21 protein-coding genes are annotated in these 24,361 nt (G+C 49.5%); 8 read left to right on the top strand and 13 right to left on the bottom strand.

The features are described from left to right. Nucleotides 1–37: 37 nt before the first annotated feature. Nucleotides 38–847, top strand: a complete 810-nt coding sequence (locus tag H8K29_RS03215) for an ABC transporter substrate-binding protein (protein WP_186896354.1) — start codon at nt 38–40, stop codon at nt 845–847. 3 nt (nt 848–850) lie between these two features. Here H8K29_RS03215 and pssA read toward each other — a convergent pair whose 3' ends face one another. From pssA to H8K29_RS03150, 13 genes are all read right to left on the bottom strand, one after another. Next, nucleotides 851–2,221 (bottom strand): CDP-diacylglycerol--serine O-phosphatidyltransferase, encoded by a 1,371-nt coding sequence (pssA, locus tag H8K29_RS03210; protein ID WP_186896353.1) that lies wholly within the window; start codon nt 2,219–2,221, stop codon nt 851–853. A 63-nt stretch (nt 2,222–2,284) separates the two neighbouring features. Next, nucleotides 2,285–2,911 carry a methyltransferase domain-containing protein gene (locus H8K29_RS03205; RefSeq protein WP_186896352.1) on the bottom strand — a complete coding sequence of 209 codons (627 nt, stop codon included), beginning with the start codon at nt 2,909–2,911 and terminating at the stop codon, nt 2,285–2,287. A 3-nt stretch (nt 2,912–2,914) separates the two neighbouring features. Further along, entirely contained in the window at nt 2,915–4,480 is a 1,566-nt protein-coding gene (ubiB, locus tag H8K29_RS03200; protein WP_186896351.1) for a ubiquinone biosynthesis regulatory protein kinase UbiB, read from the bottom strand. Beyond that, nucleotides 4,477–5,049, bottom strand: a complete 573-nt coding sequence (locus tag H8K29_RS03195) for an SCP2 domain-containing protein (protein ID WP_186896350.1) — start codon at nt 5,047–5,049, stop codon at nt 4,477–4,479. Before H8K29_RS03195 ends, ubiB begins: the two co-directional genes overlap by 4 nt. 201 nt (nt 5,050–5,250) lie before the next feature. Beyond that, nucleotides 5,251–6,171 carry a Tim44 domain-containing protein gene (locus H8K29_RS03190; protein ID WP_186896349.1) on the bottom strand — a complete coding sequence of 307 codons (921 nt, stop codon included), beginning with the start codon at nt 6,169–6,171 and terminating at the stop codon, nt 5,251–5,253. 30 nt (nt 6,172–6,201) lie between these two features. Continuing rightward, the gene (gene ubiE / locus H8K29_RS03185) at nt 6,202–6,936 is read right to left on the bottom strand and encodes a bifunctional demethylmenaquinone methyltransferase/2-methoxy-6-polyprenyl-1,4-benzoquinol methylase UbiE (RefSeq protein ID WP_186884731.1); all 735 of its coding nucleotides are present in this window, start codon (nt 6,934–6,936) and stop codon (nt 6,202–6,204) included. Between the two features lie 191 nt (nt 6,937–7,127). Further along, the gene (locus H8K29_RS03180) at nt 7,128–7,625 is read right to left on the bottom strand and encodes a TonB family protein (protein ID WP_186896348.1); all 498 of its coding nucleotides are present in this window, start codon (nt 7,623–7,625) and stop codon (nt 7,128–7,130) included. Nucleotides 7,626–7,772: 147 nt separating this feature from the next. Further along, the gene (locus H8K29_RS03175; RefSeq protein ID WP_186896347.1) at nt 7,773–8,192 is read right to left on the bottom strand and encodes a gamma-butyrobetaine hydroxylase-like domain-containing protein; all 420 of its coding nucleotides are present in this window, start codon (nt 8,190–8,192) and stop codon (nt 7,773–7,775) included. A gap of 9 nt (nt 8,193–8,201) precedes the next feature. Further along, entirely contained in the window at nt 8,202–8,648 is a 447-nt protein-coding gene (locus tag H8K29_RS03170) for an HIT family protein (RefSeq protein ID WP_186896346.1), read from the bottom strand. Nucleotides 8,649–8,651: 3 nt separating this feature from the next. Beyond that, nucleotides 8,652–12,626, bottom strand: coding sequence for an FAD/FMN-binding oxidoreductase (locus H8K29_RS03165; RefSeq protein WP_186896345.1), 3,975 nt, complete (start codon nt 12,624–12,626; stop codon nt 8,652–8,654). A gap of 454 nt (nt 12,627–13,080) precedes the next feature. Beyond that, the gene (locus tag H8K29_RS03160) at nt 13,081–13,635 is read right to left on the bottom strand and encodes a hypothetical protein (RefSeq protein ID WP_186884726.1); all 555 of its coding nucleotides are present in this window, start codon (nt 13,633–13,635) and stop codon (nt 13,081–13,083) included. Nucleotides 13,636–13,980: 345 nt separating this feature from the next. After that, the gene (locus tag H8K29_RS03155) at nt 13,981–15,285 is read right to left on the bottom strand and encodes an HAD family hydrolase (RefSeq protein ID WP_186896344.1); all 1,305 of its coding nucleotides are present in this window, start codon (nt 15,283–15,285) and stop codon (nt 13,981–13,983) included. A gap of 233 nt (nt 15,286–15,518) precedes the next feature. Next, on the bottom strand, nt 15,519–16,010 hold the full coding sequence (locus tag H8K29_RS03150; RefSeq protein WP_186884958.1) for a YqaA family protein: 492 nt from the start codon (nt 16,008–16,010) through the stop codon (nt 15,519–15,521). Between the two features lie 81 nt (nt 16,011–16,091). On the opposite strand from H8K29_RS03150, the gene ilvA reads away from it, so the two are divergent. From ilvA to rapZ, 7 genes are all read left to right on the top strand, one after another. Beyond that, nucleotides 16,092–17,639 (top strand): threonine ammonia-lyase, biosynthetic, encoded by a 1,548-nt coding sequence (gene ilvA, locus H8K29_RS03145; RefSeq protein WP_186884724.1) that lies wholly within the window; start codon nt 16,092–16,094, stop codon nt 17,637–17,639. A 7-nt stretch (nt 17,640–17,646) separates the two neighbouring features. Beyond that, complete coding sequence (queF, locus tag H8K29_RS03140) at nt 17,647–18,495, top strand: NADPH-dependent 7-cyano-7-deazaguanine reductase QueF (RefSeq protein WP_186884723.1); 849 nt, start codon at nt 17,647–17,649, stop codon at nt 18,493–18,495. Nucleotides 18,496–18,545: 50 nt separating this feature from the next. Beyond that, nucleotides 18,546–19,139: a hypothetical protein gene (locus H8K29_RS03135; RefSeq protein WP_222611391.1), complete on the top strand. Its 594-nt coding sequence runs from the start codon at nt 18,546–18,548 to the stop codon at nt 19,137–19,139. Between the two features lie 95 nt (nt 19,140–19,234). After that, nucleotides 19,235–21,889: an EAL domain-containing protein gene (locus tag H8K29_RS03130; RefSeq protein WP_186896343.1), complete on the top strand. Its 2,655-nt coding sequence runs from the start codon at nt 19,235–19,237 to the stop codon at nt 21,887–21,889. 103 nt (nt 21,890–21,992) lie between these two features. After that, nucleotides 21,993–22,466, top strand: a complete 474-nt coding sequence (locus H8K29_RS03125) for a PTS sugar transporter subunit IIA (RefSeq protein ID WP_186884721.1) — start codon at nt 21,993–21,995, stop codon at nt 22,464–22,466. Between the two features lie 41 nt (nt 22,467–22,507). After that, nucleotides 22,508–23,449, top strand: coding sequence for an HPr(Ser) kinase/phosphatase (gene hprK / locus H8K29_RS03120; RefSeq protein WP_186884720.1), 942 nt, complete (start codon nt 22,508–22,510; stop codon nt 23,447–23,449). A gap of 1 nt (nt 23,450) precedes the next feature. Beyond that, nucleotides 23,451–24,308 carry an RNase adapter RapZ gene (gene rapZ, locus H8K29_RS03115; RefSeq protein WP_186896342.1) on the top strand — a complete coding sequence of 286 codons (858 nt, stop codon included), beginning with the start codon at nt 23,451–23,453 and terminating at the stop codon, nt 24,306–24,308. The last annotated feature ends 53 nt before the right edge of the window (nt 24,309–24,361 follow it).

The raw sequence follows: 24,361 nt of genomic DNA, 5'->3' as shown, positions 1-24,361 counted from the left end.
ACTGCAATTTGCCAACAATTTGCTGCTGATGATGATCATGTCCCACATTGACTGTCGCCCACTGATCACTACCCGCTGTCGCACATTCGTAGCGATATGCCTGTCATTTTTCTGTTCTTTGTCTGATGCACAAGAGTTACAGATCCTGACTGAAAACTGGCCTCCGATTTCTTTCGGCAACGATACGAAAGCAGAAGGTATGGCGGTAGAAGTCGTCAAGGCAATACAAGCAAAAACAGGGAATATACAAGCCATTCAGGTAGTGCCATTTGCGCGAGGATACAAAGCCTTACTGGATGAGTCTAACGTTTTACTTTTCACGGTAGGACGTTCGGAAGAGCGCGAAAAACTCATGCACCTGGTGGGCCCGGTTGCGATCTCTTACATCACGCTGTATACCCGTAAAGGAAATGCGGCAAATTTGCTGCGTCAGGGAGACGCTATCCGCAAACTGAAAGTCGGTGCTTATCGCTCCAGTATTTTTGCTGACACAGCGCGTAAAAAAGGTTTTTTCAATCTGGAACTGGCGGTGTCGCCACTGGTCATCGCAAATATGCTGATGGCCAAACGTTTTGACTTATGGGTGGAAGGAAGTATTGTTGTACCCTCGATTCTGAAAGACATAGGCTATTCCAGCGATGATGTTGAGCCTGTCATGGTGCTTGATGCACTGGAGCTATATCTGGCGTTTTCCGCTAAGACGCCAGCCTCAACTATTAAGATATGGGAAGATGCATTACGCGCCATCAAGAAAGACGGTAGCTTCGCAAAAATCTATCATAAATGGTTGCCTGACGAAGTCCCGCCCATGCAAGTCATTCATACCTCGCCGCCAACACAACCTTAACTCCTACAGCACCCGGTAAGCCAGACGATCCAGTCTGATAGTACTCAGGCGTGTCAGTAATTTCCGGACTGGTTCCGGATAATCTTTTACCTTCTCCAAAGAACGATAATCGCTGATCAGCGTCGTATGCTCAACGATGCTCGCCAGCTCTGCATTTCTTTGTGCCAGTAACTCTTGCCGCGGATCATGGATTAACAGCGCATTTTCCAGATCAAGACGGAATGCCCTGGGATTCAGATTATTTCCGGTCATCAGTGCGTAACACTGATCTATCCACAATCCTTTAAGATGATAGGTATTCTCCCCGTCTTTCCAAAGGCGTAATCTGAGCCGGTTTTTTTGGATATCAAGCTGATGCGCTTTGGCGAAACGCCTGAGGTTGACCTCATAAAGATAAGGGAGAGCCGAAATGACTTTAAAAGGCTGCTCCGGTGGAATAAAAAAATCATTCGCAACTTTATCGCCGACGATGATATCAACGCTCACTCCGCGTTTCAGCGCGCGATTCACTTCTCTGGTCACAGCACGGGGAAAATTGAAATAAGGGGTACAGATGACAATCTGCGTCTTACTCGCCGCAAGCAACTGACATATCGCTTTATTCAGTGGATTATTTTTACCAACACCAACCAATGGCGTCACACTCAGCGCAGGTGGCGTCTCTGAATATTGTCCTACAAATTTTTCATTGAACTGATAGCGTGCCTTTTTTAACTGCTCGCGAAAGCGGCGAATGTCATTACGAATGCTGCGTGTGGCAGGAATTTCCGCCTTATCGAGGCGATGTACCGCTGAGGCCAACAGCAAGTGCTGACGTATAAAATCAACCATCGTGGTCGCCAATACAGAATTCTGGATCAGTAAATAACGGTCGTGCCGGTATTTATCCTGCTTATGCAGATACACGTTATTAATACTGGCGCCGCTGTAAATCACCACATCATCAATCACAAAACCTTTAAGGTGCAAAACACCAAACAACTCGCTGGTCTGTACCGGAATGCCATACACTGGTACGCCTGCAGCATGCGCCAGACTTAGTTTTTGATACCAGGCGGCATTTCCGGTTTGTTGCCCTGCCTGCCTGCGTTCGCCGATCAAGCCGCGTTGCGCGCGATGCCAGTCCACCAATACCGCAATGTCCAATGATGGGCGTGCAGCTTTGGCAGCATACAAAGCCTCCATGACTTCGGCGCCAGCCTCATCATTTTGCACATATAAACTGCACAGATAAATCCTGTGTTTCGCACTGGCAATCTGTTTCAGCAATTCGCCCCGGTATTCAGCAGCACCAAACAAGGTTCTGACCGCCTCCGCCTGCAATGGAATTGCGGGTAACTGCTCAGTGCTCAAACGGGGATTCAGATAGCGCATAAGTGGGTACCACAAATAAGACACGTGCTGATAGTAGCACCGAAGATCATCGCTAAAAAAGGATTACTGGCCATTCGTCGCGTGACGCCGCTGCCAGATCTGCCAACGCTCGCGGCCTTCGAATACGGCAATCGAATCGTTCACAGCCCTATCTGTCAATAACGTGAAATGAGGCGCCATTAACTCTTGCCAGACCTGATCCGATATAGAAAAAGGCGGGCCTTTTTTGCTCGCGTCAGCATTCGTATCAAAGAAAAAATATCCTGCCAGCAAAGCACCTGGAGGCAGAAGTTCAGCCCAGCGCTGGACGATATCCTGTCGCCGCACCGGCGGTAAGGCACAGAAAAATGCGCGCTCGTAAATCAACTCCGGCGCCTGTGCGGGTTGATATTCAAAAAAATCCGCTTCAACGACATGGTGGGACCACTCCCCTATCGTCATCTGCGCACTTTTCACTGCTGCCGGTGAGAAGTCGATTGCAGTCACGTCCCAGCCAGCCTGCGCCAGAAAAGCCGCTTCATAACCGTTACCGCACCCTGGTATCAGCGTTCGTATTTTACCAGTGGCTGTCAGCACAAAATCGCGTAAGTCCTGAGGAACCGCCCCTTTATCCCAAGGCGTAAAATTTTTGCTGAAACGCTCGTCCCAAAAACATGAATTATTCGGATCTCTGCTGACAAAATTTGCCATGACTCAGCCAATAAAATAAAAATGAAGTAATAGCTGCGCCGCGATAACGCCGGCGAACAAACCACCGCCGAAGTAAATAATAACTTTCAGCAAGGTATTGGTGCTACGCTGCTCCGACAATAATGCAGCAAGCATTTCATTACTATTATTTTGTTCGCCAGCCCGGCTCAGAGCCTGATGCGCAAGCCGCGGCAATTGTGGGAAGATGTGACTGTAACGTGGCGCTTCCGCTTTCAATTTATCAATCAACCCGCGCCAACCCACTTGCTCATTCATCCAACGCTCGAGATACGGTTTAGCAGTTTTCCATAAGTCCAGCTCAGGATCGAGTTGACGTCCGAGACCTTCAATATTCAACAAAGTCTTTTGCAATAAAACAAGCTGAGGCTGGACTTCAACATTGAAACGACGCGATGTTTGAAACAGACGCAACAAGACCTGACCAAAGGAAATATCTTTCAGCGGCCTATCAAAAATCGGCTCACAACAGGCGCGGACGGCCGCTTCCAGCTCATCTACCCGCGTATCCTTAGGCGCCCAGCCAGATTCGATATGCGCTTCGGCTACACGTTTATAGTCACGCTGAAAAAATGCCAGAAAATTTTGCGAAAGATAGTCTTTATCAAAATCATTCAAAGTGCCGACGATACCGAAATCGAGCGCAATATAGCGCCCGAAAGTGGCAGGATCAGTCGAAACCAGAATATTCCCCGGATGCATATCCGCATGAAAAAAACCGTCGCGAAAAATCTGTGTAAAGAAAATCGTGACGCCGTCGCGTGATAATTTCGCCAGATCGACACCCGCCGCCTGTAATTTATCGATTTGCGAAATCGGTATGCCATTCATGCGTTCCATGACGATCACGGATGAAGAGCAGTAATCCCAATACATTTCCGGTACCAGCAACAAATCAGAATTCTGAAAATTCCGCCTTAACTGGCTGCCGTTCGCGGCTTCCCGCATCAGATCGAGTTCGTCGTGCAGATATTTGTCAAACTCACCGACCACTTCTTTTGCCTTGAGACGCTTGCCATCTGCCCATAAAGCTTCCAGCCATCCGGCGGCTACCTGCATCAGTGCAACATCTTTATCGATCGTGTCCTTCATACCGGGACGCAGCACTTTCACTGCAACTTCACGACCATCTTTCAGCGTGGCGAAATGTACCTGAGCAATTGATGCCGATGCTACCGGAATACGTTCAAAACTCGCAAACAATGTATCCGGATGCGCGCCTAATGACTTGGTAATCTGCGCTATCGCCAGATCAGGGTCAAACGACGGCACACGATCCTGCAACTTCGCCAGTTCATCCGCGATGTCAGGTGGCATCAGATCACGCCGGGTCGAAAGTACCTGCCCCAGTTTCACAAAAATCGGTCCCAGGTCTTCCAAAGCCTTACGTAAGCGTTCGCCACGGGGAGCCGATAAATTGCGCCAGAACAGCAGCGTCTCTATCAGGCGTGCAGTACGCGGGACTTTAAGACCGGATATGGCGATTTCATCAATCCCGTAACGTAACGTCACGCGAATAATTTTAAAGAGCCGTAAAAACTTCAATATCATCTGCGCGTCCTTTCGAGTTTCTCGATGCGCTTGATGAGACGCTCGACATCATCACGAGTTTTATTCACTTCTGTAGCAAAGCCCTGCACTGCGACTGGACGAACCAGCAGTGGGTTTTCTTCGAGAAAATATTCCGCCAGATTTTCCTGAATTTTAAGATGCGTCTGCTGTGCGGTTTTGAATATCGATTTAGCGCCACCGACCATGCGAACCGCCGCAATATCACCAAATATTTTACTTAAATCGGCTTCGGCTTCCCATTTTAATTCCTGACTCAAATGGGAAATCGTATTCGCAAAATCAGCATCTCCTTCAATCTTGACATAAGAAAATGCACGCTCACGATTCTGCGCCATCAATGGCAAATCGCTCAGTCTGGCACGGATAGTCACATCGGGAGACGCCTGCGCATCAGCAGATTCAAGGTATCCGTCAACACCGACTTTCAGGCGCAATTGAAATGCGTGCAGATCAATACAGGCGATTTTGCCAGCATGTGGCAGGAGCTTATTTCTGGCCCAGGTTTCCTGTGCCAGCAAATGATTAATGAAGGGAGCAGTTGAAATCATATCGTTGAGAAAAGACTGACTCAGGTTTGTGCAATAAGCAGCTACTTTGTCGAAACAAGATCCCGGCGGATCAATCTGTGTCATTCTTAATAAAAAACCGCCCGACAAAATGACGGGCGGTCTTTAGTTTAACAGCTTATGCAGCCTGTTATGTTCGATCTGCATCAGGACTTATACGAATCAGGCTAAGTCCTGCTGACATCATAATTGCTGAATACCTGCGAGCACCCAACCGCCCTGACCATTCACAGGTTTAGACAAGTTCCAGACCTCGGCAAAAGCTTCTGCCGGGGCATTGGCAGCTTCTTTGATCATGCCGGTAAATTTAACGCTCGCCAGATGATCGCTACCGATGTTTTCTATACCCAGCAATTCAGCGTCAATCGATACAACATCCGTCACGTTGGCAGTCGCACCACGCTCCTGAATTTCCAGTTTCAGCTCTGCATACATTTCAGGTGTCGTGAACTCACGCAAATCATTGATATCAGCTTTATCCCATGCAGCCTGCAAACGAATGAAATAAGTTTTCGCGCTACGCAGGAAAGCAGGCACATCAAAATCAGCAGGAATACCCCAGCTTGCCGCGGCGGCTGGTGCTGCGGACGAGGAAGAACCAGATTGATATGCCTGCGGCTCCAGACGCGAACCAATTTCTGGCGTCGCAGAGGAAGGAACACCCGCATAAGCTGGCGGAGCAAATGCCGAAGGTGCATTCGTATTTGCTTTATTGCCGCGGAACAAACGGATAACAAAGAAAATCGCAAACGCGATCAGCGCAAATGTCAGCAAAGAACCTAACATGCTGGCCATCGCGCCACCCAGTCCGAAGTGCGACAACGCTGCACCCAACAATGCGCCACCGATCAGGCCGCCAACGATGCCTTTCCATGGGCTTGCTGGTTTAGGCGGAATCGCCGGAGCAGGCGCTGCGGCCGGAGCCTGCGCTGGCCGGGCCTGATTGGCATTATTGGTATTCGACGGTGGCGTCGCCTGACGCGAGACATTGCTTGACTGGCGACCGATAGAACCACCACTGCCCAGACGTTTGGCGTCGGCATCATGCATCGTCATTGCAAATGTGCTGGCAACCATCACCATGGCGAGTAAAAATTTCTTCATTGATGTCACTCCTTTTGCTTCGTCAGCGATTTAAAGTTTAATACCAGTGTGTAATGCGGCCACACCTGCCGTCAAATTAAAGTACTGCACTTTTTCAAGACCCGCCGTTTCCATCATACCTTTCAGCGTTTCCTGATCAGGGTGCATGCGTATCGATTCTGCCAGATACCTGTAACTGTCCGCGTCACCCGCAATTTTTTGCCCCATCCACGGCAAAAAATTGAATGAATATAAATCGTAGGGCTTTTGTAAAATTTCCGGCACTTTAGAAAATTCCAGCACCAGCAATTTACCACCCGGCTTTAACACACGCTGCATCTCGGCTAAAGCCTGATCTTTATGTGTCATATTGCGCAAACCGAAAGCCACCGTCACACGGTCAAAATAATTATCCGGAAATGGCAGTTTTTCTGCGTCGCAAAGTAACGTGGGGGTGATCAGGCCTTTATTCAAGAGGCGATCCCGGCCAACCCGTAGCATGGATTCGTTGATATCCGTGTGCCAGACTTCACCTGTCTTGCCAGCTTGTTTGACAAATTCTTTCGTCAGATCGCCAGTGCCACCGGCAATATCCAGCACCTTGAATCCTGGACGTACACCTGCCTGTGCAATAGTGAACATTTTCCAGATACGGTGCAGACCGGCGGACATCACGTCATTCATGATGTCGTATTTCGCGGCCACCGAATGAAATACCTCGGCAACTTTATGCACCTTCTGGTCTTCTTCGACAGTGGTATAACCGAAATGGGTAGTATTACTCATGATCTCAAGGCTCCTATACGAAGTCGCATTATAGGGGAACTGAGACTGGCTTGGCAGCAGATTGGCTGAAAAAGGCTAGCCGGCCTGACCTTAGTCAGAAGGCGGAGAATGCAATCAAAACCAGCGGGGGCGCTTAAACAAAGGCCTGATCCGCCGCGACTCAGGAATGCCAGCTTTTCCCGAAGGAATTTTTATCCGGCACGCTGCGGCAATGCAATGCTGCGGATCTGAAAGCGTCCATCATCGTTAAATAACCATGTTTCCGACACTTCAAGGCGCCCGCTGCGCAATAACTGCGGATGCGGTTTAGGGAATGGTGCACTATTTTTCAGACTCGCCAGTGCAGTCTTTTCCGTCTCATGATCTTTATTGCTGCGCTGAATCTGGGCGTTGATCAAGCTGCCATCAGCATTGACCGAATAACGCACAACGACGACCGAGCGTAATAATGGCTGAGGGTTTTCAGAATAAACCTGCTGCCGGTGCAGGTGACTGATACGGTGCGCCACTTCTGCCTTGTACGCTTCGACAGTACGCGATGCTGACGCCGCCGGAATTAGTTCACTCCCCTTTGTTGTTTTACCGGATTGCACGCCGCTCACAGTTTTACCCGCGCTGTTTCCGGTTTCATTTGTGGAGCAAGCGGCCAGCGCACAGACGGTGACCATGCTCAGTATGCGTATTTTCATGCTATCGTTCCCAGCTTAATGATTCTGCGGTAAAAAGATTCCTGTTCGAGGAATCAGAGATGATGAATCACCTTACTGCCAGGCTCAGCAATAGCCAAATTTTTATCGTAAGCAAACGTAAAAAATGCGTCACGAAGACGCATTTTTTTAATGATGGTGGCCGCAGGCACCGCCCGACTTTGCGGTCATCGGTGCATCCCTGCCGGTTTCTCCCGGATACCCGGCTTCCTGCAAGCGCGCCAGATAGTCCTGCCAGAGCTGTGCCTGATTCTCGCCCAGCCAATATAAGTAATCCCACGAAAATATTCCTGAGCTATGTTCGTCAGAAAATACTGGCTTGACAGCATAATTACCAACGGGTTCCAGCGCAACCAGGCTCACGTCACGCTTACCGGTTTGCAGCGTTTCCTGTCCTGCGCCGTGTCCCCGCACCTCCGCTGATGGCGAATACACCCTTAACAGCTCGAACGGTAAAGAATATTCTTTACCATCGTCGAAAGAAATTTCCAGCACCTTCGATTGGGTGCGCGCGTTCAGGGATGTTGGTTGTGGCTTACTGTTACTCATTATTTCTGCCTAATAAAAACGGGAAACAAGCGCTGCACGTAATGCTGGTAGCAGCGCACGACGCGCATTCAATGCAGCCGCATCAACAGCGGTCTTTTTTTCTGATGCCCATATGGGATCAGGAAAATGCAGGTCATCGGTGTAACGCGGGATGACATGCCAATGCAAATGCGGAACCATATTCCCCAGACTCGCCAGATTGATTTTCTGCGGCACCATAACATCGCGAATCGCCTGCTCTACTTTGCATACCGCCTGCATAATGGCAGAACGATCCTCTATCGATAAATCGGTCATTTCTTTCGCATGAGCATTCCAGATCACGCGACAAAAACCCGGATAATTCGCATCATCCACTAAGACCACGCGCAACTTATCTGTTTTGACGATGAGTTCGCCACCATCCACCTCGCATAATTCACAAGGAGGGACGTCATGATTGATTAAGGTGCTCATCGTTTATACCAATACTCTCTCAATACCGCCGTTATTCGCTCTTGCGACGTATTCTGGCAGCCAGTTCTCACCCAACAAATGACGAGCCATCTCGACGACAATGTAATCGGCTGTCGTGTCAGCATCTTCGTTATAACGGGATAAACCTTGCAAACACGACGGACACGACGTAAGGATTTTCACATCGCCATGAAAACCGTCTGCCCGCAATTTATCTGCACCCTTACGCATTTCCTCTTCTTTGCGGAAGCGGACTTGCGTAGAGATATCCGGGCGGGCAATCGCCAGCGAACCGGACTCACCGCAGCAACGCTCACTTTTTTCGATCTTGACATTACCCTCAGTCGTAATCAGCGTATTCACCGTTTTCACCGACTCCTGCAACTTCATCGGATTATGGCAAGGTTCGTGATACATGTAACGCGTCCCCGTGACACCTTCAAGTCGGACACCTTTTTCCATCAGATATTCATGAATATCAATGATGCGGCAACCAGGGAAGATTTTTTCAAACTCATAGGTTTCCAGCTGGTCATAACATGTCCCGCAAGACACAATGACGGTTTTGATATCCAGATAATTCAGTGTATTCGCCATGCGATGGAATAACACGCGGTTATCCGTCATCATCTTTTCTGCTTTATCAAACTGACCGCTGCCGCGCTGCGGATAGCCACAGCACAGATAACCCGGTGGCAATACCGTCTGCACACCAACATTCCACAACATCGCCTGCGTCGCCAGACCTACCTGCGAAAACAAACGCTCGGAACCACAGCCGGGGAAATAAAATACGGCCTCCGTATCTGCGGTGGTCGTCTGCGGATCACGAATAATCGGGATGATTTTATCGTCTTCAATATCAAGCAAAGCTCGCGCGGTTTTCTTCGGCAGATTGCCCGGCATCTTTTTATTGATGAAGTGAATCACCTGCTCTTTAATGGGCGCTTTGCCAACGGTCGCTGGCGGCATACGGGTTTGCTTTTTCGCAAATTTCTTCAACAAATCATGGCCGAAACGCTGTGCTTTGTAACCCCAGCCTATCATGACCTGGCGCGTCGCATTGATCGTCGCCGGATCTGTCGCATTCAAAAAGAACATGGTTGCAGCCGAACCGGGATTAAAGGATTTTTTCCCCATCTTCCGCAACAGATTTCGCATGTTCATCGACACATCGCCAAAGTCGATATCGACCGGACACGGGTTCACGCATTTATGGCAGACGGTGCAATGATCTGCGACATCTTCAAATTCTTCCCAGTGTTTGATCGATACGCCGCGACGGGTTTGCTCTTCGTACAGAAAAGCCTCAACCAGCAAGGATGTCGCCAGAATTTTGTTACGTGGCGAATACAGCAGATTGGCGCGCGGTACATGCGTGGCACAAACCGGTTTGCACTTGCCGCAACGCAGACAGTCTTTCACACTATTCGCAATCGCCCCGATATCGCTTTGCTGCATGATCAACGATTCATGTCCCATCAGACCAAACGAAGGCGTATAGGCATTACGTAAGTCAGCAGCAAAATCCGGCAGGTTCAGCAGCTTGCCTTTATTGAAGCGGCCTTCAGGATCAATCCGTAATTTGTAGGCGCGGAAATCTTTAATCTCATCTTCGGTCAGGAATTCCAGTTTGGTAATGCCGATACCGTGTTCGCCAGAGATCACGCCATTCAGCGAGCGCGCCAGCACCATGATGCGGGCAACCGCATGATGTGCGACCTGCAGCATTTCATAGTCGTCGGAATTCACCGGTAAATTGGTATGCACATTGCCATCACCGGCATGCATGTGCAAGGCGACGAACACGCGGCTACGCAATACTTTTTTATGCAAAGCAACGCACTCATCGAGGATGAGTTTGAATGCCGCGCCGCTGAAAATCTGGCGCAATTGCGCGCGTATTTCCGTCTTCCATGAAATACGGACTGTTCTATCCTGCACGATAGAAAACACGGTGGCGTCAGGCTGACGCTGCAAACGCTCATCAAACACAAAAGCCAGTTTATCGAGACCCAGTGCTATCAATTCTGCTTTTGCGTCGATCAGCGGTTTGTCGAGATTATTCAGCACATAGGTCCAGCGGGCATGCGTTGTATCCAGCAATGCTTCCGTCTGATGAACCCGGTCTTCCAGCAATTCGGTCGCAGGAATATCATCGCCATCAACGTCTTCACTTTTACCTAATGGCAGATTGCCTTTCGCAAAAAAGTCCTGAAGCGCGGCGACTAAGGCAAGTTTGTTTTGTATCGACAACTCGATATTGATACGCTCAATGCCATCCGTGTATTCACCCATACGATTGAGCGGAATGACAACGTCCTCATTGATTTTGAACGCATTCGTATGCTTGGAAATCGCCGCTGTTTTAGCACGATCCAGCCAGAATTTTTTACGCGCTTCGGGGCTGACCGCAACAAAACCTTCGCCAACCCGCGTATTCGCCATGCGCACGACTTCAGATGCCGCCTGTGCTACCGCATTTTCATCATCACCAACGATGTCGCCGAACAAGGCCATCTTAGGCAATACGCCGCGTTTCGATTTCGTGGTGTAACCCACCGCACGCAGATAACGTTCATCCAGATGCTCAAGCCCGGCCAGGATAGCGCCGCCTTTTCTGGTTTCGCCATCGAGATAATCTTTAATCTCAACAATGCTCGGAATAGCGTCGCGTGCCTGTCCAAAAAATTCCAGGCAGACAGTCCGTGCAAATTTCGGCATCTTGTGCAATATCCAGCGTGCCGACGTGATCAGACCATCGCAGCCCTCTTTCTGCACGCCCGGCAAACCGGCCAAGAATTTATCGGTGACATCTTTACCCAGACCTTCTTTGCGGAAGACGCGGCCTTTGATATCCAGTTGTTCGGTTTTGAACGGCTGCTTTTCACCGGGATGTCGCCATTCGAGCCGGAATTTCGCGACTTCGACATCATGAATTTTGCCGAGATTGTGTTCAAGACGGGTCACTTCCAGCCAGTCGCCATTTGGGTCGACCATTTTCCATGACGCGAGATTGTCTAATGCCGTTCCCCACAATACCGCTTTCTTGCCGCCTGCGTTCATCGCGACATTACCGCCAACGCAAGAAGCTTCGGCAGAAGTCGGGTCAACGGCAAAGACAAAGCCAGCTTTTTCAGCCGCATCCGACACCCGCTTGGTGACTACACCGGCACCGGAATAGATCGTTGCATAGTCACGATCCACACCTGGCAAGCGCGTCATTTCAACCGCACCAAGCTGTTCCAGTTTTTCAGTATTAATCACCGCAGATAACGGTGTCAGCGGAATAGCGCCACCGGTATATCCTGTACCGCCGCCGCGTGGAATGATCGTCAATCCAAGCTCAATACAGCTTTTGACCAGCCCGGCCATTTCATCTTCAGTATCCGGTGTCAGTACCACAAACGGATATTCAACACGCCAGTCGGTGGCATCGGTGACGTGGGAAACACGGCTCAGGCCATCAAACTTAATATTGTCTTTGGCGGTGTAGCGCGATAACAGCTTATTCGCCTTTTTACGTAAATCGTACGTATCGCGAAATTCCTGCGAAAAATCGGCGACTGCTTTGCGCGCCGCCAGCACCAGCGTTTCGACACTGTTGCTGCGCTCCGCATCGTCATCGTTCGCGGTATTTAAACGGCGTTTTTCCACTTCGCCCAGACGATGGTTCAGTGCATCGATTAAATCCTGACGGCGCTTAGGATTGTCCAGCATATCGTCTTGCAGATACGGATTACGGCGTACCACCCAGATATCACCTAACACTTCGTACAGCATGCGGGCAGATCGCCCGGTCTGCCGTTTCCCACGCAATTTGTCGAGCAACTGCCAGGCGTCTTCACCGAGCAAGCGGATTACAATCTCACGATCAGAAAATGAGGTGTAGTTATAGGGAATTTCCCGGACACGGGTAGGCAAAGCGCCCTGCGGCGACTCGGCATGCAGGTGAGGTATCTGGACTGGAGCGTTCATGTATGGCGTGGTTTGGCGATGACAGACAACGCAATCAAACTGCCGGCAAACCACCGCCAGCTCAATGCCTTACATCCGTCTGAGGTTTCTCAAAGGCTTATTCTAACTTATTGCGATGCACCACGCGGCAACAGCCTTGAAGTTTGTACGGCTATGAGCCTGTTTTGTGGCTATTCACCAAAGTTTATTTCGTTGAAGGTTAAATTTCGAGAAAAATAAATGAAAATTTAATCGCCAGACCAAATTCACTGATGGAAAAATCTGATCATTTATGAGTGAGGATTCTTAATGAAGTAAAGGCACTGCAAGCTGTTCATTACTTTATCGCGGGGAGACATGAGACGTATCCTGCGCTCAATGTCACAGTTGAGTTAATTTTCATTGCTTATATCCTGACAGTCAGGATGAATAGCGCATTCTACATCTACTAACTCCGCGTCTAATTACCTTAAAATCAAATAGATCCTTGTGTTTTCTTGCGTGCGGTTCGAACCTCGCGCGCCTTCTCCAGCTTCTCAATTAGCTTTGATGGAAACACAACCAGTTCCGAGTCATCGAAAATCCATCTGAAGTAGTCCATTATCACGCCCACCAGTTCGTACATTAAAAAATGAAACGACTTCGTCTCAATAGAAAACTGGGGACCGAAAAAATACGAATACCATGAGCTTATTTCACGCTCACCCACGGCAACCTTGGCAGGCGCATTCAGCTCAAAATGTTTACTACCGTTTGCGATGTCCCGCATCACATCTTTGACTTCGATAAACTTCGAATTTGCCTCCTGAATTTTTTCTAGAGAATATTTGGGCTTATTCAGGGTATCTCCCTGCAACCAATCTTTGTATAGATGCCAAGCGGTAATGAAGAAATTGAACGCCTCAAATTCTTCCAAGCGGCGCTCTTCTGCGCTCCGCTTTCGACGCCGTAACAGCAACTCGGAGTCGTACTTGAGCTTGTCGTACAAATCATAGGAAGTCCTGAGACCAAACTTTGCGATATTAGACATGATGTTTTGCTTTACTAGAAGGAATCTGAGCTCTTAGCTCGATAAGCATGCCTTGTTATTTAGCTCACCGTCGGATGAATACTCTGGAGCCAGATTCTCTTAATTTTGCTTTTTCATCTAACCTGTCAGATATTGAACCGGCGAGGCCGATTATAAAACACTCAATATATACACAAAGCTAGCAGCCATCTTTGCGTTGCGGTCGTCTAGCCAGTACGGCATGTTAGCGTTCGCTTTTTAAGTAACTGCGGTTGAGATCTTATTGTCAGCACATCAAAAAATCCCGGGAGCCGCATAGAGTACCCGGGATTTTTTACGTTCAGCCGGCAAACCTCATTCGCTGAATCAGCCTAACAACGCGGCGGCAGTTTTGCCGAATTTCAGCGTGGTTTCGACAGGCAACCAGTTGCCTGTCGATTCCTGGCGCCCCTGCAATAAGAAGCGAGGATGCGCTTCTTTCAATGCCTCAGTTGCAGCCTTCGATAATTCACCGATTTTGCCTTTTTTCAGGCGGTTGACGACCAGGCCGATTTCGGTTTCCGGGAAATCACGCAACATATCGTAATCGCCGTCGCTGTCGCCAGCAACAAACACCGGACCATAGCCTTTTTGCGCAACGAGTTCACGCTTGATGACCGCAGTTTTACCGGGTCCCCAATTCAAAGGCCAGTCTTTGCGGTAAGCGTTTTTAAAAACGTCGCCGTTTTGTTCAAGACGCAAACCCAGGACATTTTCGCGTTTGACGTGATAACCATACTTAGGATTGGTCGCAAATACAGCAACCACATCTTCCATCGAAGCGGTACTGACATACACGTCGAAACCATGATGACGGAAGGTGTCCATCAGTGTCGCGATTTCTGTGCATAAGCGTATGCCGTGAAAATGGGCAGTCGTGATGACACCGGCCACACCGGGCAAAGATGCCGGGCTGGTGTATTTGGTCTTAGTCAGGCTCATGCCAAGATTGGCGTCATTTGATGCCTCGGTCAGTGCACTGACTTCAGATACGGTCATATTGGCAAAGAAGTAAATCACCCATGGATAACCGACATTCACGCCATGCGTATCATTGACCGCTTCGTACAGGAAATACAATTTGGCGCGGAAATCTTGGAATTGTGGTGTCTCTACGATCTCTTCCAGAGTACGGCTACCGGCCATGCCTTTGTAATTCGCATGCAGGAATGCGTAATCGCTGTCGAGGTCAGCGCAGATACTTGCCAGATCCAACACTTTACCTGACGCATTTTTGTAGTCAGGCGCAAAGTTCCCGGCAGGAACATTCTGACGAATGATCGCAGAGAATTCTGTCGGGCTGAGTTTGAAGGCCAGATGGTTGATCTGGTACATCAGCAAAGCTTCTTCGCAGTCATTCATGATGCTGGTGTTATCCCAGTCAAACACTGCATAGGGCTTGCGTTTAGGGTTATAGGTCTTGCTGCTGATGCCATGTCTGGCGATCAGCGCTGTCACCATTTCACGGTTACGCGGTGCCCATTTCGCCGCATCCAGATACACATTTGCCACTGTCGTCGCTGGTTTTGCTATGGCTGGGGCAGCGAGAGCGGTACCCGCCGCCGTAGCGACCAATCCTTGCAAAAATCCCCGGCGTGGTTGCTTGCTTATCAGTTCTTCTCGGTCTTGCATTTTATTTCCTTGTGTTGAGCATGCCTATTCCGCAACGCCAGGCGAATAATCCTGACACCCCGTCAGCTAAAAAGCATTGATATGCTGAAGACTGACGATCATATTCAACAATTGTGACAAGCCTGTAAAACGACGGCATTTTTCGGATAAAAATCTGCGCTTATCAACGCTTCTCAACGCTTCTCAGCGCTGTTCAAGCGTAGGAAAATTAAATTTGCATGAAATCCGGCAGATCAAAAAATGAACTTGGCAACACTGTGCCAGAAACCATCCGGCACACTGAGCAGTAAAGAACTGACCGTCAGGTAACGCAGGAATTTTCCCAGTGCCATGTAGGCGATGCTGGGCCAGAAAGGGAGCTTCAGCCACCCGGCCAGCGTACAGATAGGATCACCAATAACCGGAAGCCAGGAGAGCAACATAGTCTTCGCACCGAATTTCTGTAACCAGGCAAACCAGAAACTCTGACGTTCATGATGAAATGCCCGGTTCGCGGCATAGCCCATCGCATAATCAACAACGCCACCCAGCGTGTTACCCAGAGTCGCGACCAGCATCGCAGGCCAGAATAATTCAGGGTTGGCTTTAATCACCGCAAATACGGCTGGTTCCGAGCCCATAGGAATCAGCGTCGCAGAAATAAAACTGATAATAAATACAGAGCTGAGCCCTACTTTGGGTAGGGCTAATACGCTAAACAACCATTGCACACCTGCTTCTATCATGTCATTCCAAAGGTCAGCTGAAATGACATCCATTATAATAGGAGCCATGTTTCCCACCATCCCACTCACTTTCTCAAGCATATGAGCACTGATTATCTGAAAAAGATCCTGACTGCGCGCGTCTATGACGTTGCATTTGAAACTCCGCTGGAATTCGCTCCCAGCCTGTCAGCGCGGATGGATAATCGAATTATGTTCAAGCGTGAGGATATGCAAAGTGTCTTCAGCTTTAAGTTGCGCGGCGCTTACAACAAAATCGCCCATCTGACGCCGGCACAACTCAAACGCGGTGTCATCTGCGCTTCTGCCGGCAATCACGCGCAGGGGGTCGCCCTGAGTGCGAAACGCGTCGGTTGTAAAGCGGTGATCGTGATGCCGACCACCACACCACCAGTCAAGATTGATGCGGTTCGTGCGCATGGTGGTGAGAATGTCGAGATTGTGCTGTTTGGGGATTCGTATTCAGACGCGGCAGCCTATGCGTCTGAGCTGGAAAAGAAACGTAAATTGACGTTTGTGCATCCGTTTGACGATCCTGACGTGATCGCCGGACAAGGCACTATCGGCATGGAAATTTTGCGCCAGCACTCTGCGCCTATCCATGCGATTTTTGTCGCTATTGGCGGTGGCGGTCTGATCTCAGGTGTAGCGGCGTATGTGAAAGCGATACGCCCGGAAATCAAAATTATCGGCGTGCAAACCGTCGATTCAGATGCAATGGCACGCAGCCTGAAAGCGGGCAAACGCGTAGCATTGACCGATGTGGGCTTATTTTCCGATGGCACTGCAGTCAAGCTGGTTGGTGAAGAAACATTCCGGCTGGCAAAAATGTACGTCGACGAGATCATCACTGTCGATACCGACGCTGTCTGTGCCGCGATCAAGGATGTATTTCAGGATACCCGCAGCATTCTTGAACCTGCCGGGGCATTGGCGGTCGCGGGTTGCAAGGCGTATATCGAACGTGCCAAAGCGAATAAAAAGCCACTGAAAAACGAAACACTGGTAACCATCGCCTGTGGTGCGAATATGAATTTCGACCGCCTGCGCTTCGTCGCTGAACGTGCCGAAGTCGGTGAAGCGCGCGAGGCAGTGTTTGCCGTTACTATTCCAGAGGAACGTGGTAGTTTCCGGCGTTTTTGCGAACTGGTCGGTGACCGTAATGTCACCGAGTTTAATTACCGCATCAACGACGAGAAAAACGCGCATATCTTCGTCGGCATACAAGTCAATGGTCGCGCCGAATCTGGAAAAATCGCCAGGAATTTTGAAAAACATGGTTTTCCAACCTTGGATCTGACCGATGACGAGCTGGCAAAAATGCACATTCGCCATCTGGTCGGCGGTAAAAGTGCACTGGCGGAAAACGAATTACTGTACCGCTTTGAATTCCCTGAACGTCCCGGTGCACTGACCCGCTTCCTCAACAGCATGGCACCGAACTGGAATATCAGCCTGTTCCACTACCGTAATCATGGCGCGGATTACGCGCGGATTCTGGTGGGATTGCAGGTACCGAAAAAAGAAATGCGTGCTTTCCGCGAATTTTTATCGACACTCGGCTATCAATACTGGGATGAAAGCAACAATCCTGTCTATCAATTATTTTTAGGCCAAAAGCCAAACTGACTTTGCAATGACTGAATCAACATCCGGTAATCTGCCTGAGCAATCTTTACTCGGGAAAGTCGCCACCTACAAAGCAGAATATGATCCCTCGCTGCTGTTTCCGATTCCCCGCTCGGGTAAACGCGAAGAGATAGGCGTCGGTAATACCTTGCCTTTCTTTGGCATCGACATCTGGAATGCCTACGAGGTATCGTGGCTGAATTTACGCGGCAAACCGCAAGTCGCGATTGCCACGGTCACGGTGCCGGCAGATTCGCCAAACATCATCGAATCCAAATCATTCAAGCTGTATCTGAATTCGTTTAATCAGACAAAACTGGCAGGCAGCGATGCATTAATCAGCTTGCTGCAAGCCGATTTATCTGCGGCAGCTGGTGCGCCTGTGCATGTGCAACTGACGCTGTCAGACAATTTTGGCTCGCTGACGATGGCAGAACTTGAAGGTACTCTGCTCGACAGACTTGATATCGAAGTCGATTCTTACACGCCTGCACCGGAATTGCTGCGTGCCAATCAGGCAGAAGCGATCGTTGAAGAAACACTGATTTCTCATTTACTGAAATCCAACTGTCTGGTGACTGGCCAGCCAGACTGGGGCAGCGTACAGATTCACTACGTCGGTGCGCAGATTGATCAGGAAAGCCTGTTACGCTATCTGATCGGTTTCCGCAATCACAACGAATTTCACGAACAGTGTGTCGAGCGTATTTTTGTTGATATCATGCGCCACTGCAAACCACAGAAGTTATCAGTTTATGCACGTTATACCCGTCGTGGCGGGCTCGATATCAATCCCTGGCGCAGTAATTTTTCGACAGGGAAAAAACCTGCAAATGACCGGAACGCGCGGCAATAAGCTGCATTACAGGAAACTTTGCATCTTTTTTATATTTTTCTGAATTGATTATGTCTATTTCTAAAATCTCATTTTTACATCGTTTTTTTTGCATATCAGGTTTGCTGATGGCGTTAAGCTCATTCAGCGGTACTGTTCATGCACAACAAAAAGAAGACGAAAGCTGGTGGGACAGCGGTAAAGCGAAAGCTGAAAATATTCTCGACAAAGGTGATTTGTCTTTACTGCTATCCGGTTACGCTCATCACGGCCGCAACACATACACCCGCGAGCGCCTCGCAGAATTGAATGAACGCGCATGGGGTTTAGGTTTTGCCAAAACGATACGGAATGAAAAAGACAATGAAGAATTGTTGTACGCAATGATTATTTCTGATTCTCATTTCAAACCGCAACCAATGGCAGGTTATGCCTATCAATGGATGAAGCCGCTGTCTGAAAAACTGGAAGTCGGCGTTGGTGCTACCGCCTTGTTAATCAGCCGCGCCGATTACTTCTCAGGCGTTCCGTTTCCGGCAGTATTACCGATTGCCTCCATCGGTACCCGCAAAAGTAAATTAATGGCATCCTATGTGCCGCGCATCTCCCAAAATAAAGGGAATGGCGACGTCTTGTTGTTATTTGTGCGTCTGGATTTGAACTAAACAATTGACGAAGCGACTAAGAGTTTGTCATTATTGATGGCGTACATTGCCATAGTGCAACAACCGAAGTTCGAACAGATTCCAGAATTGTTGTCGTGAAATTGCCTCCACCACTCCTGAGTAGCAACATTCCTGCGTACATCCTTGATGACGAATGGCATGCAACCTTGTTGGAACAGCATCCTGACGCCTTCTATGTCCTGATCGACAATCGCATCGCTTATGCAAATCCGGCCGGGCTGGCTTTAATAAAAGCCGCTGATCTGGTACAAGTGCTGGGCTTAAAGCCTGAGGCTTTCTTACTCGCCAGACAACCCGGTGCGGGAATCATACCGACACCCGGCAATCACGACGATCTGCACTTTTATCAATGCATCGCACTCGATGGTCAACAACAAGAAATTGAAGTCCGCAGCGTTAGCTTTGACTATCAGGGGCAGCCGGCAATATTGCTAAGTGCCCGTGAAACGCACCGGCATGGTCTTCAGGTATTCAGCCGCAACGGGAATGACTCCCTAGACGCAAAGGCCAGCAGAATTCACGAAGCACTGCATCACGAGAAAGAGATTCTCGAGATGATAGCGCTGGACAAACCCTTGGTGCACATACTGGAAGATGTCTGTGACCGCATGGAACGCTTGCTGGACAACAACGCCCTTTGCGCAATCAGCCTGTTTGATCATTCAAGCAAGCAAATCACGATAGGTGCCGCGCCCTCTCTGCCGGAAACATTCACTTCCCTGCTTAATAATATTGAAGTTGGCACAGACAGCTGTACAGCCGCCGCCGCAGTCCATTACAACCGCCTGACGATCGTTCAGGACATCGCACATAGTCCGATGTGGGAAAAATTCAAAGCCAGTGCGCTGGAACATGGTTTGCAAGCATGTTGGTCTTATCCTATCAGTACCGCTTTTAACAGCGTGCTGGGAACCGTGGACGTCTATTACCGGCACCGGCACAGCCCAGGTGAGGATGAGCAGGCTATGATCATTGATGCCTGCGATCTGATCGGTTTGGCGATCGATAAAAAGAACATGGAGCAAACGCTGGAAGAAAGCGAAGAACGCTATCGCTCCGTTGTCACTAATCTGTCCGAAGGCATTATGGTGATTGCGCCTGGAGGACAAATCCTGACCAGTAACCCCAGCGCACTCAGAATTTTAAAGATAGACGATATTACTAAAATCAGTCGCCGCCACCGTTACTTCAAACGCCTGATGAGCGAGGATGGTAAAGATATCCGACTCGGTGACGATCCGGCATCTACCGTTGTTCGCACCGGCAAACCGATATTGAATTTATCAACCAGCGTGGAATTAAGTGATGGTTCTATCGTCTGGTTACTGATCAATTGCTTCCCGATTTTTAAAAACCGCAGCACTTCCGTTTCCGCGGTTTTACTGTCGTTCACCGATACCACCCAAGTCAGGGAAACGCAGCAGCAGCTAAAGTTCATGGCATCGTTTGACGCACTGACTGGCCTGCCGAACCGTCATCAACTGAATTTAAGACTGACCCGGGCGCTCACTGATTCGCAGCAAAAAAAGCAACGCGTGGCGATATTATTTCTGGATCTTGATCGTTTCAAATACGTCAACGACACGGCAGGACATGCCGCCGGAGACAGCTTGCTGCGCGATGTTGCAAAACGCCTGAGCTCGTGCATACGCACCACCGATCTGCTCGCTCGCTTAGGTGGCGATGAATTTGTGATCGTTGCCGAAAATGTCGAAGATGTGCAATACCTGCGCGACCTCAGCGAACGCGTTCTGGCAAGAATGCGCGATCCTTTCATCATCGATGGCAATGAATATTATCTCGGCACTTCCATCGGTATCAGCATCTCGCCGCATGATGGACTGGATGCCTCTACGCTGATGCTGTGCGCGGATTCCGCGATGTATCACGCCAAAGAATCAGGCCGGAATAACTATCAGTTTTTTACAACGGAATTAAATACTCGCGCCCAGCATCGGTACACGCTGGAAACGAATCTGCGACGGGCGCTGACCGAGCAGGAATTCCTCGTTTATTATCAGCCTAAAATTTCTCTGCAAACATCGCGTATCGTTGGCGCTGAAGCCCTGATACGCTGGCAAATGCCCGGCCAGGGTTTAATTCCTCCGAATGAGTTCATACCGATTTCTGAAGAAATTGGACTGATTCTGCCGATAGGGCGCTGGGTACTGGAACAAGTCTGCCAGCAAACAAAATACTGGCGGGACAATCTGGTTCCCGATCTGGTGGTCAGCGTGAATATTTCTCCGCGTCAGTTTCAGGACGTGACGTTGTGCGATTTTATTGCGGCAACCCTGCAAAAATCCGGCTTACCGCCTTCGGCTTTACAACTGGAAATCACCGAAGGTTTGCTGATGGGTGAGATTGATCGCCTGTTGCCGATGTTCAACGCAATCAAAGCGCTGGGTGTGAGTATCTCGCTCGATGATTTTGGTACCGGTTTCTCCTCTTTATCGTATTTACAACGCTTCCCTATCGACAACCTGAAAATTGATCGCTCCTTTATCAGTAAAATTCCGGAAAATCAGGATTCTGTCGTCCTCACGCACGCGATTATTGCGATGGCCAACGCATTGGGTATGAGTATTACCGCCGAAGGTGTGGAAAATGCAGAGCAAATGTTTTTCCTGACCGACTCCGGATGTCAGGAAATGCAGGGCTATTATTTTAGTAAGCCCTTACCCGTTGAGCAGTTTGAAAAACTGTTGAAGAACAACAGACAGCAGTGAAGTTGCGCTAATTTGCCGCCCCCTCCAAAAGCAGCCTATAATTCGGTTCGCACCGGACTCGCCTTTGCACACCAAACCCTCTGCTGTAACCCGATCTTGCACTATGACGAATATCGCAAAAATTCTTCCCCTCGCCAACGTACTGCTGGACCTGGAAATTTCCAGTAAAAAACGTGCATTCGAGCAAGCAGGCCTGTTATTTGAAAATAATTGCGGCATCGCCCGTTCTACTGTCTCCGATAATCTGTTTGCGCGCGAACGCTTAGGTTCCACCGGTCTGGGGCACGGCGTTGCCGTCCCGCACGGACGCATCAAGGGTTTGAAAACTCCGATCGCAGCATTAGTCAGACTGAAAGACGGCATTCCGTTTGAGTCACCGGATGGGCAGGCTGTCAAACTGCTGATTTTCCTGTTAATGCCAGACAATGTGACGCAACAACATCTGGAAATACTGTCAGAAATTGCCGAAATGTTGTCGAATGAAAGCTTCCGTGACGAATTAAACGCAGAAGCCAGCGCCAGCGTCGTGCACGAAAAAATTCTCGCCTGGCGTCCGGACGTTTCCGCCGTTTCCTGACACACCATTTTGTTGTCGTCTGATTTTTTTATTGCTTATCCATGCCCTTACTCACTGAATTAACGATACAAAAAATTTACGATGACAATCGCGACATCATGCAGCTCGGCTGGTTCGCCGGCTTTGCAGGTGCCGATAAACAAATCATCGGCGATGCAGCCTCGTCTGCGGATCAGGTTGGCCATTTAAATCTGATTCATCCGGGTCGCATTCAGGTACTTGGACCGCAAGAGTTAGCCTACTTTGAACGTTTATCCAGTGCATCCCGCGCCAATCTTTTCCGGGAACTGGTGGCCGGTGAGCCGCCGGCACTGATCGTCGCACAGGGACTCGATTCTCCGCCGGAATTTCTGACTGCCTGTGACGATAACAACATCGCCCTGTTTTCCACACCTTATCCTTCAGCGCAGGTGATCGATTATCTGCGCGTGTATCTGTCGAAAAAACTGGCACAGAAAATCACCATGCACGGCGTCTTCATGGACGTGCTCGGCGTGGGTGTACTGATTACCGGTGAATCTGGTTTAGGTAAAAGCGAGCTGGGTCTGGAATTGATTTCCCGTAGCCACGGTCTGGTGGCGGACGATGCGGTTGAGTTTTCCCGCATTGCGCCGAACATGATAGAAGGCCGCTGCCCTGAGCTTTTACAAAATCTGCTGGAAGTCCGCGGTCTGGGTCTGCTCGATATCAAAACAATTTTCGGTGAAACAGCAGTACGCCGCAAAATGCGGCTGAAACTGATAGTACATCTGGTTCGCCGCAGCACACTCGAAGAAAATTACGAACGCCTGCCTATCGATTCACAAACCGAAGATGTGCTGGGACTACCGATACGCAAAGTCGTGATCCCGGTTGCTGCGGGTCGTAACATCGCCGTTTTGCTGGAAGCAGCGGTACGCAATACGATCTTGCAATTGCGCGGTATTAATACACTGGAAGATTTCATGGAACGCCAGCGCCGCGCAATGGAGGCGGGAGACTGACATGCAAATCCTGCTGATCTCCGGTATTTCCGGCTCAGGAAAATCGGTCGCGCTGAATGTACTGGAAGATGCGGGCTATTACTGCGTCGATAATTTACCGCCCAGCCTGTTGCCGGAATTAATCACAACTTTATCGAATGAACCGCTGGTGGCGGTTGCGATTGACTCGCGCAGCGCCAGCCAGCTGACCGGCGTCCTGCAGACCAAGCAGATTTTATCGAAGGCCGGACACGAAGTCAGAATGCTTTTTCTCACGGCCAGCACTGATTCGCTGGTCGCCCGTTTTTCAGAAACGCGGCGCAGCCATCCGCTGTCGCACCGGCTGATCCGGGAAGATGCTTGTGTCGAGAAATTGAGCCTGATTGAATGCATAGAAGAAGAGCGTGAAATTCTGGCCGAAATTCAGGCCTTAGCCCATGTCATCGACACGACAGACCTGAGCGCCAATCAGTTGCGTAGCTGGGTCAAGAACATGATAGACATGCCGCATGCGCCATTAACGCTGATGTTTGAATCATTTGCGTTTAAACGCGGCGTACCGCTTGATGCTGATTATGTTTTCGACGTCAGGATGCTGCCGAATCCTCATTACGATCTGGTGCTGCGTCCGCTGACCGGGCGTGATGCCCCTGTTGTTGACTATCTGGACAATCAGGCCATGGCGCAGGATATGTATGCCGATATTCTGGCTTTTCTGACGAAATGGATACCGTCGTTCAAAGACGACAATCGCAGTTACCTGACTATCGCCATCGGTTGTACTGGCGGTCAGCATCGCTCGGTCTACATGGTAGAAAAACTGAGCCGCCATTTTCAGCAGTCAGAACAGGTGCTGGTCAGACACCGCAGGCTGCACTGAGCATTTTTAGCAAAAATATACTCCCCCGGAGTATATAAAAACCCCGTTTATTC

Source organism: Undibacterium sp. CY21W, assembly GCF_014284265.1.
GTDB lineage: Bacteria > Pseudomonadota > Gammaproteobacteria > Burkholderiales > Burkholderiaceae_D > Undibacterium > Undibacterium aquatile.
Note: the sequence above shows the minus strand (reverse complement) of the source record. Positions and strands in the feature narration are given on the sequence as shown.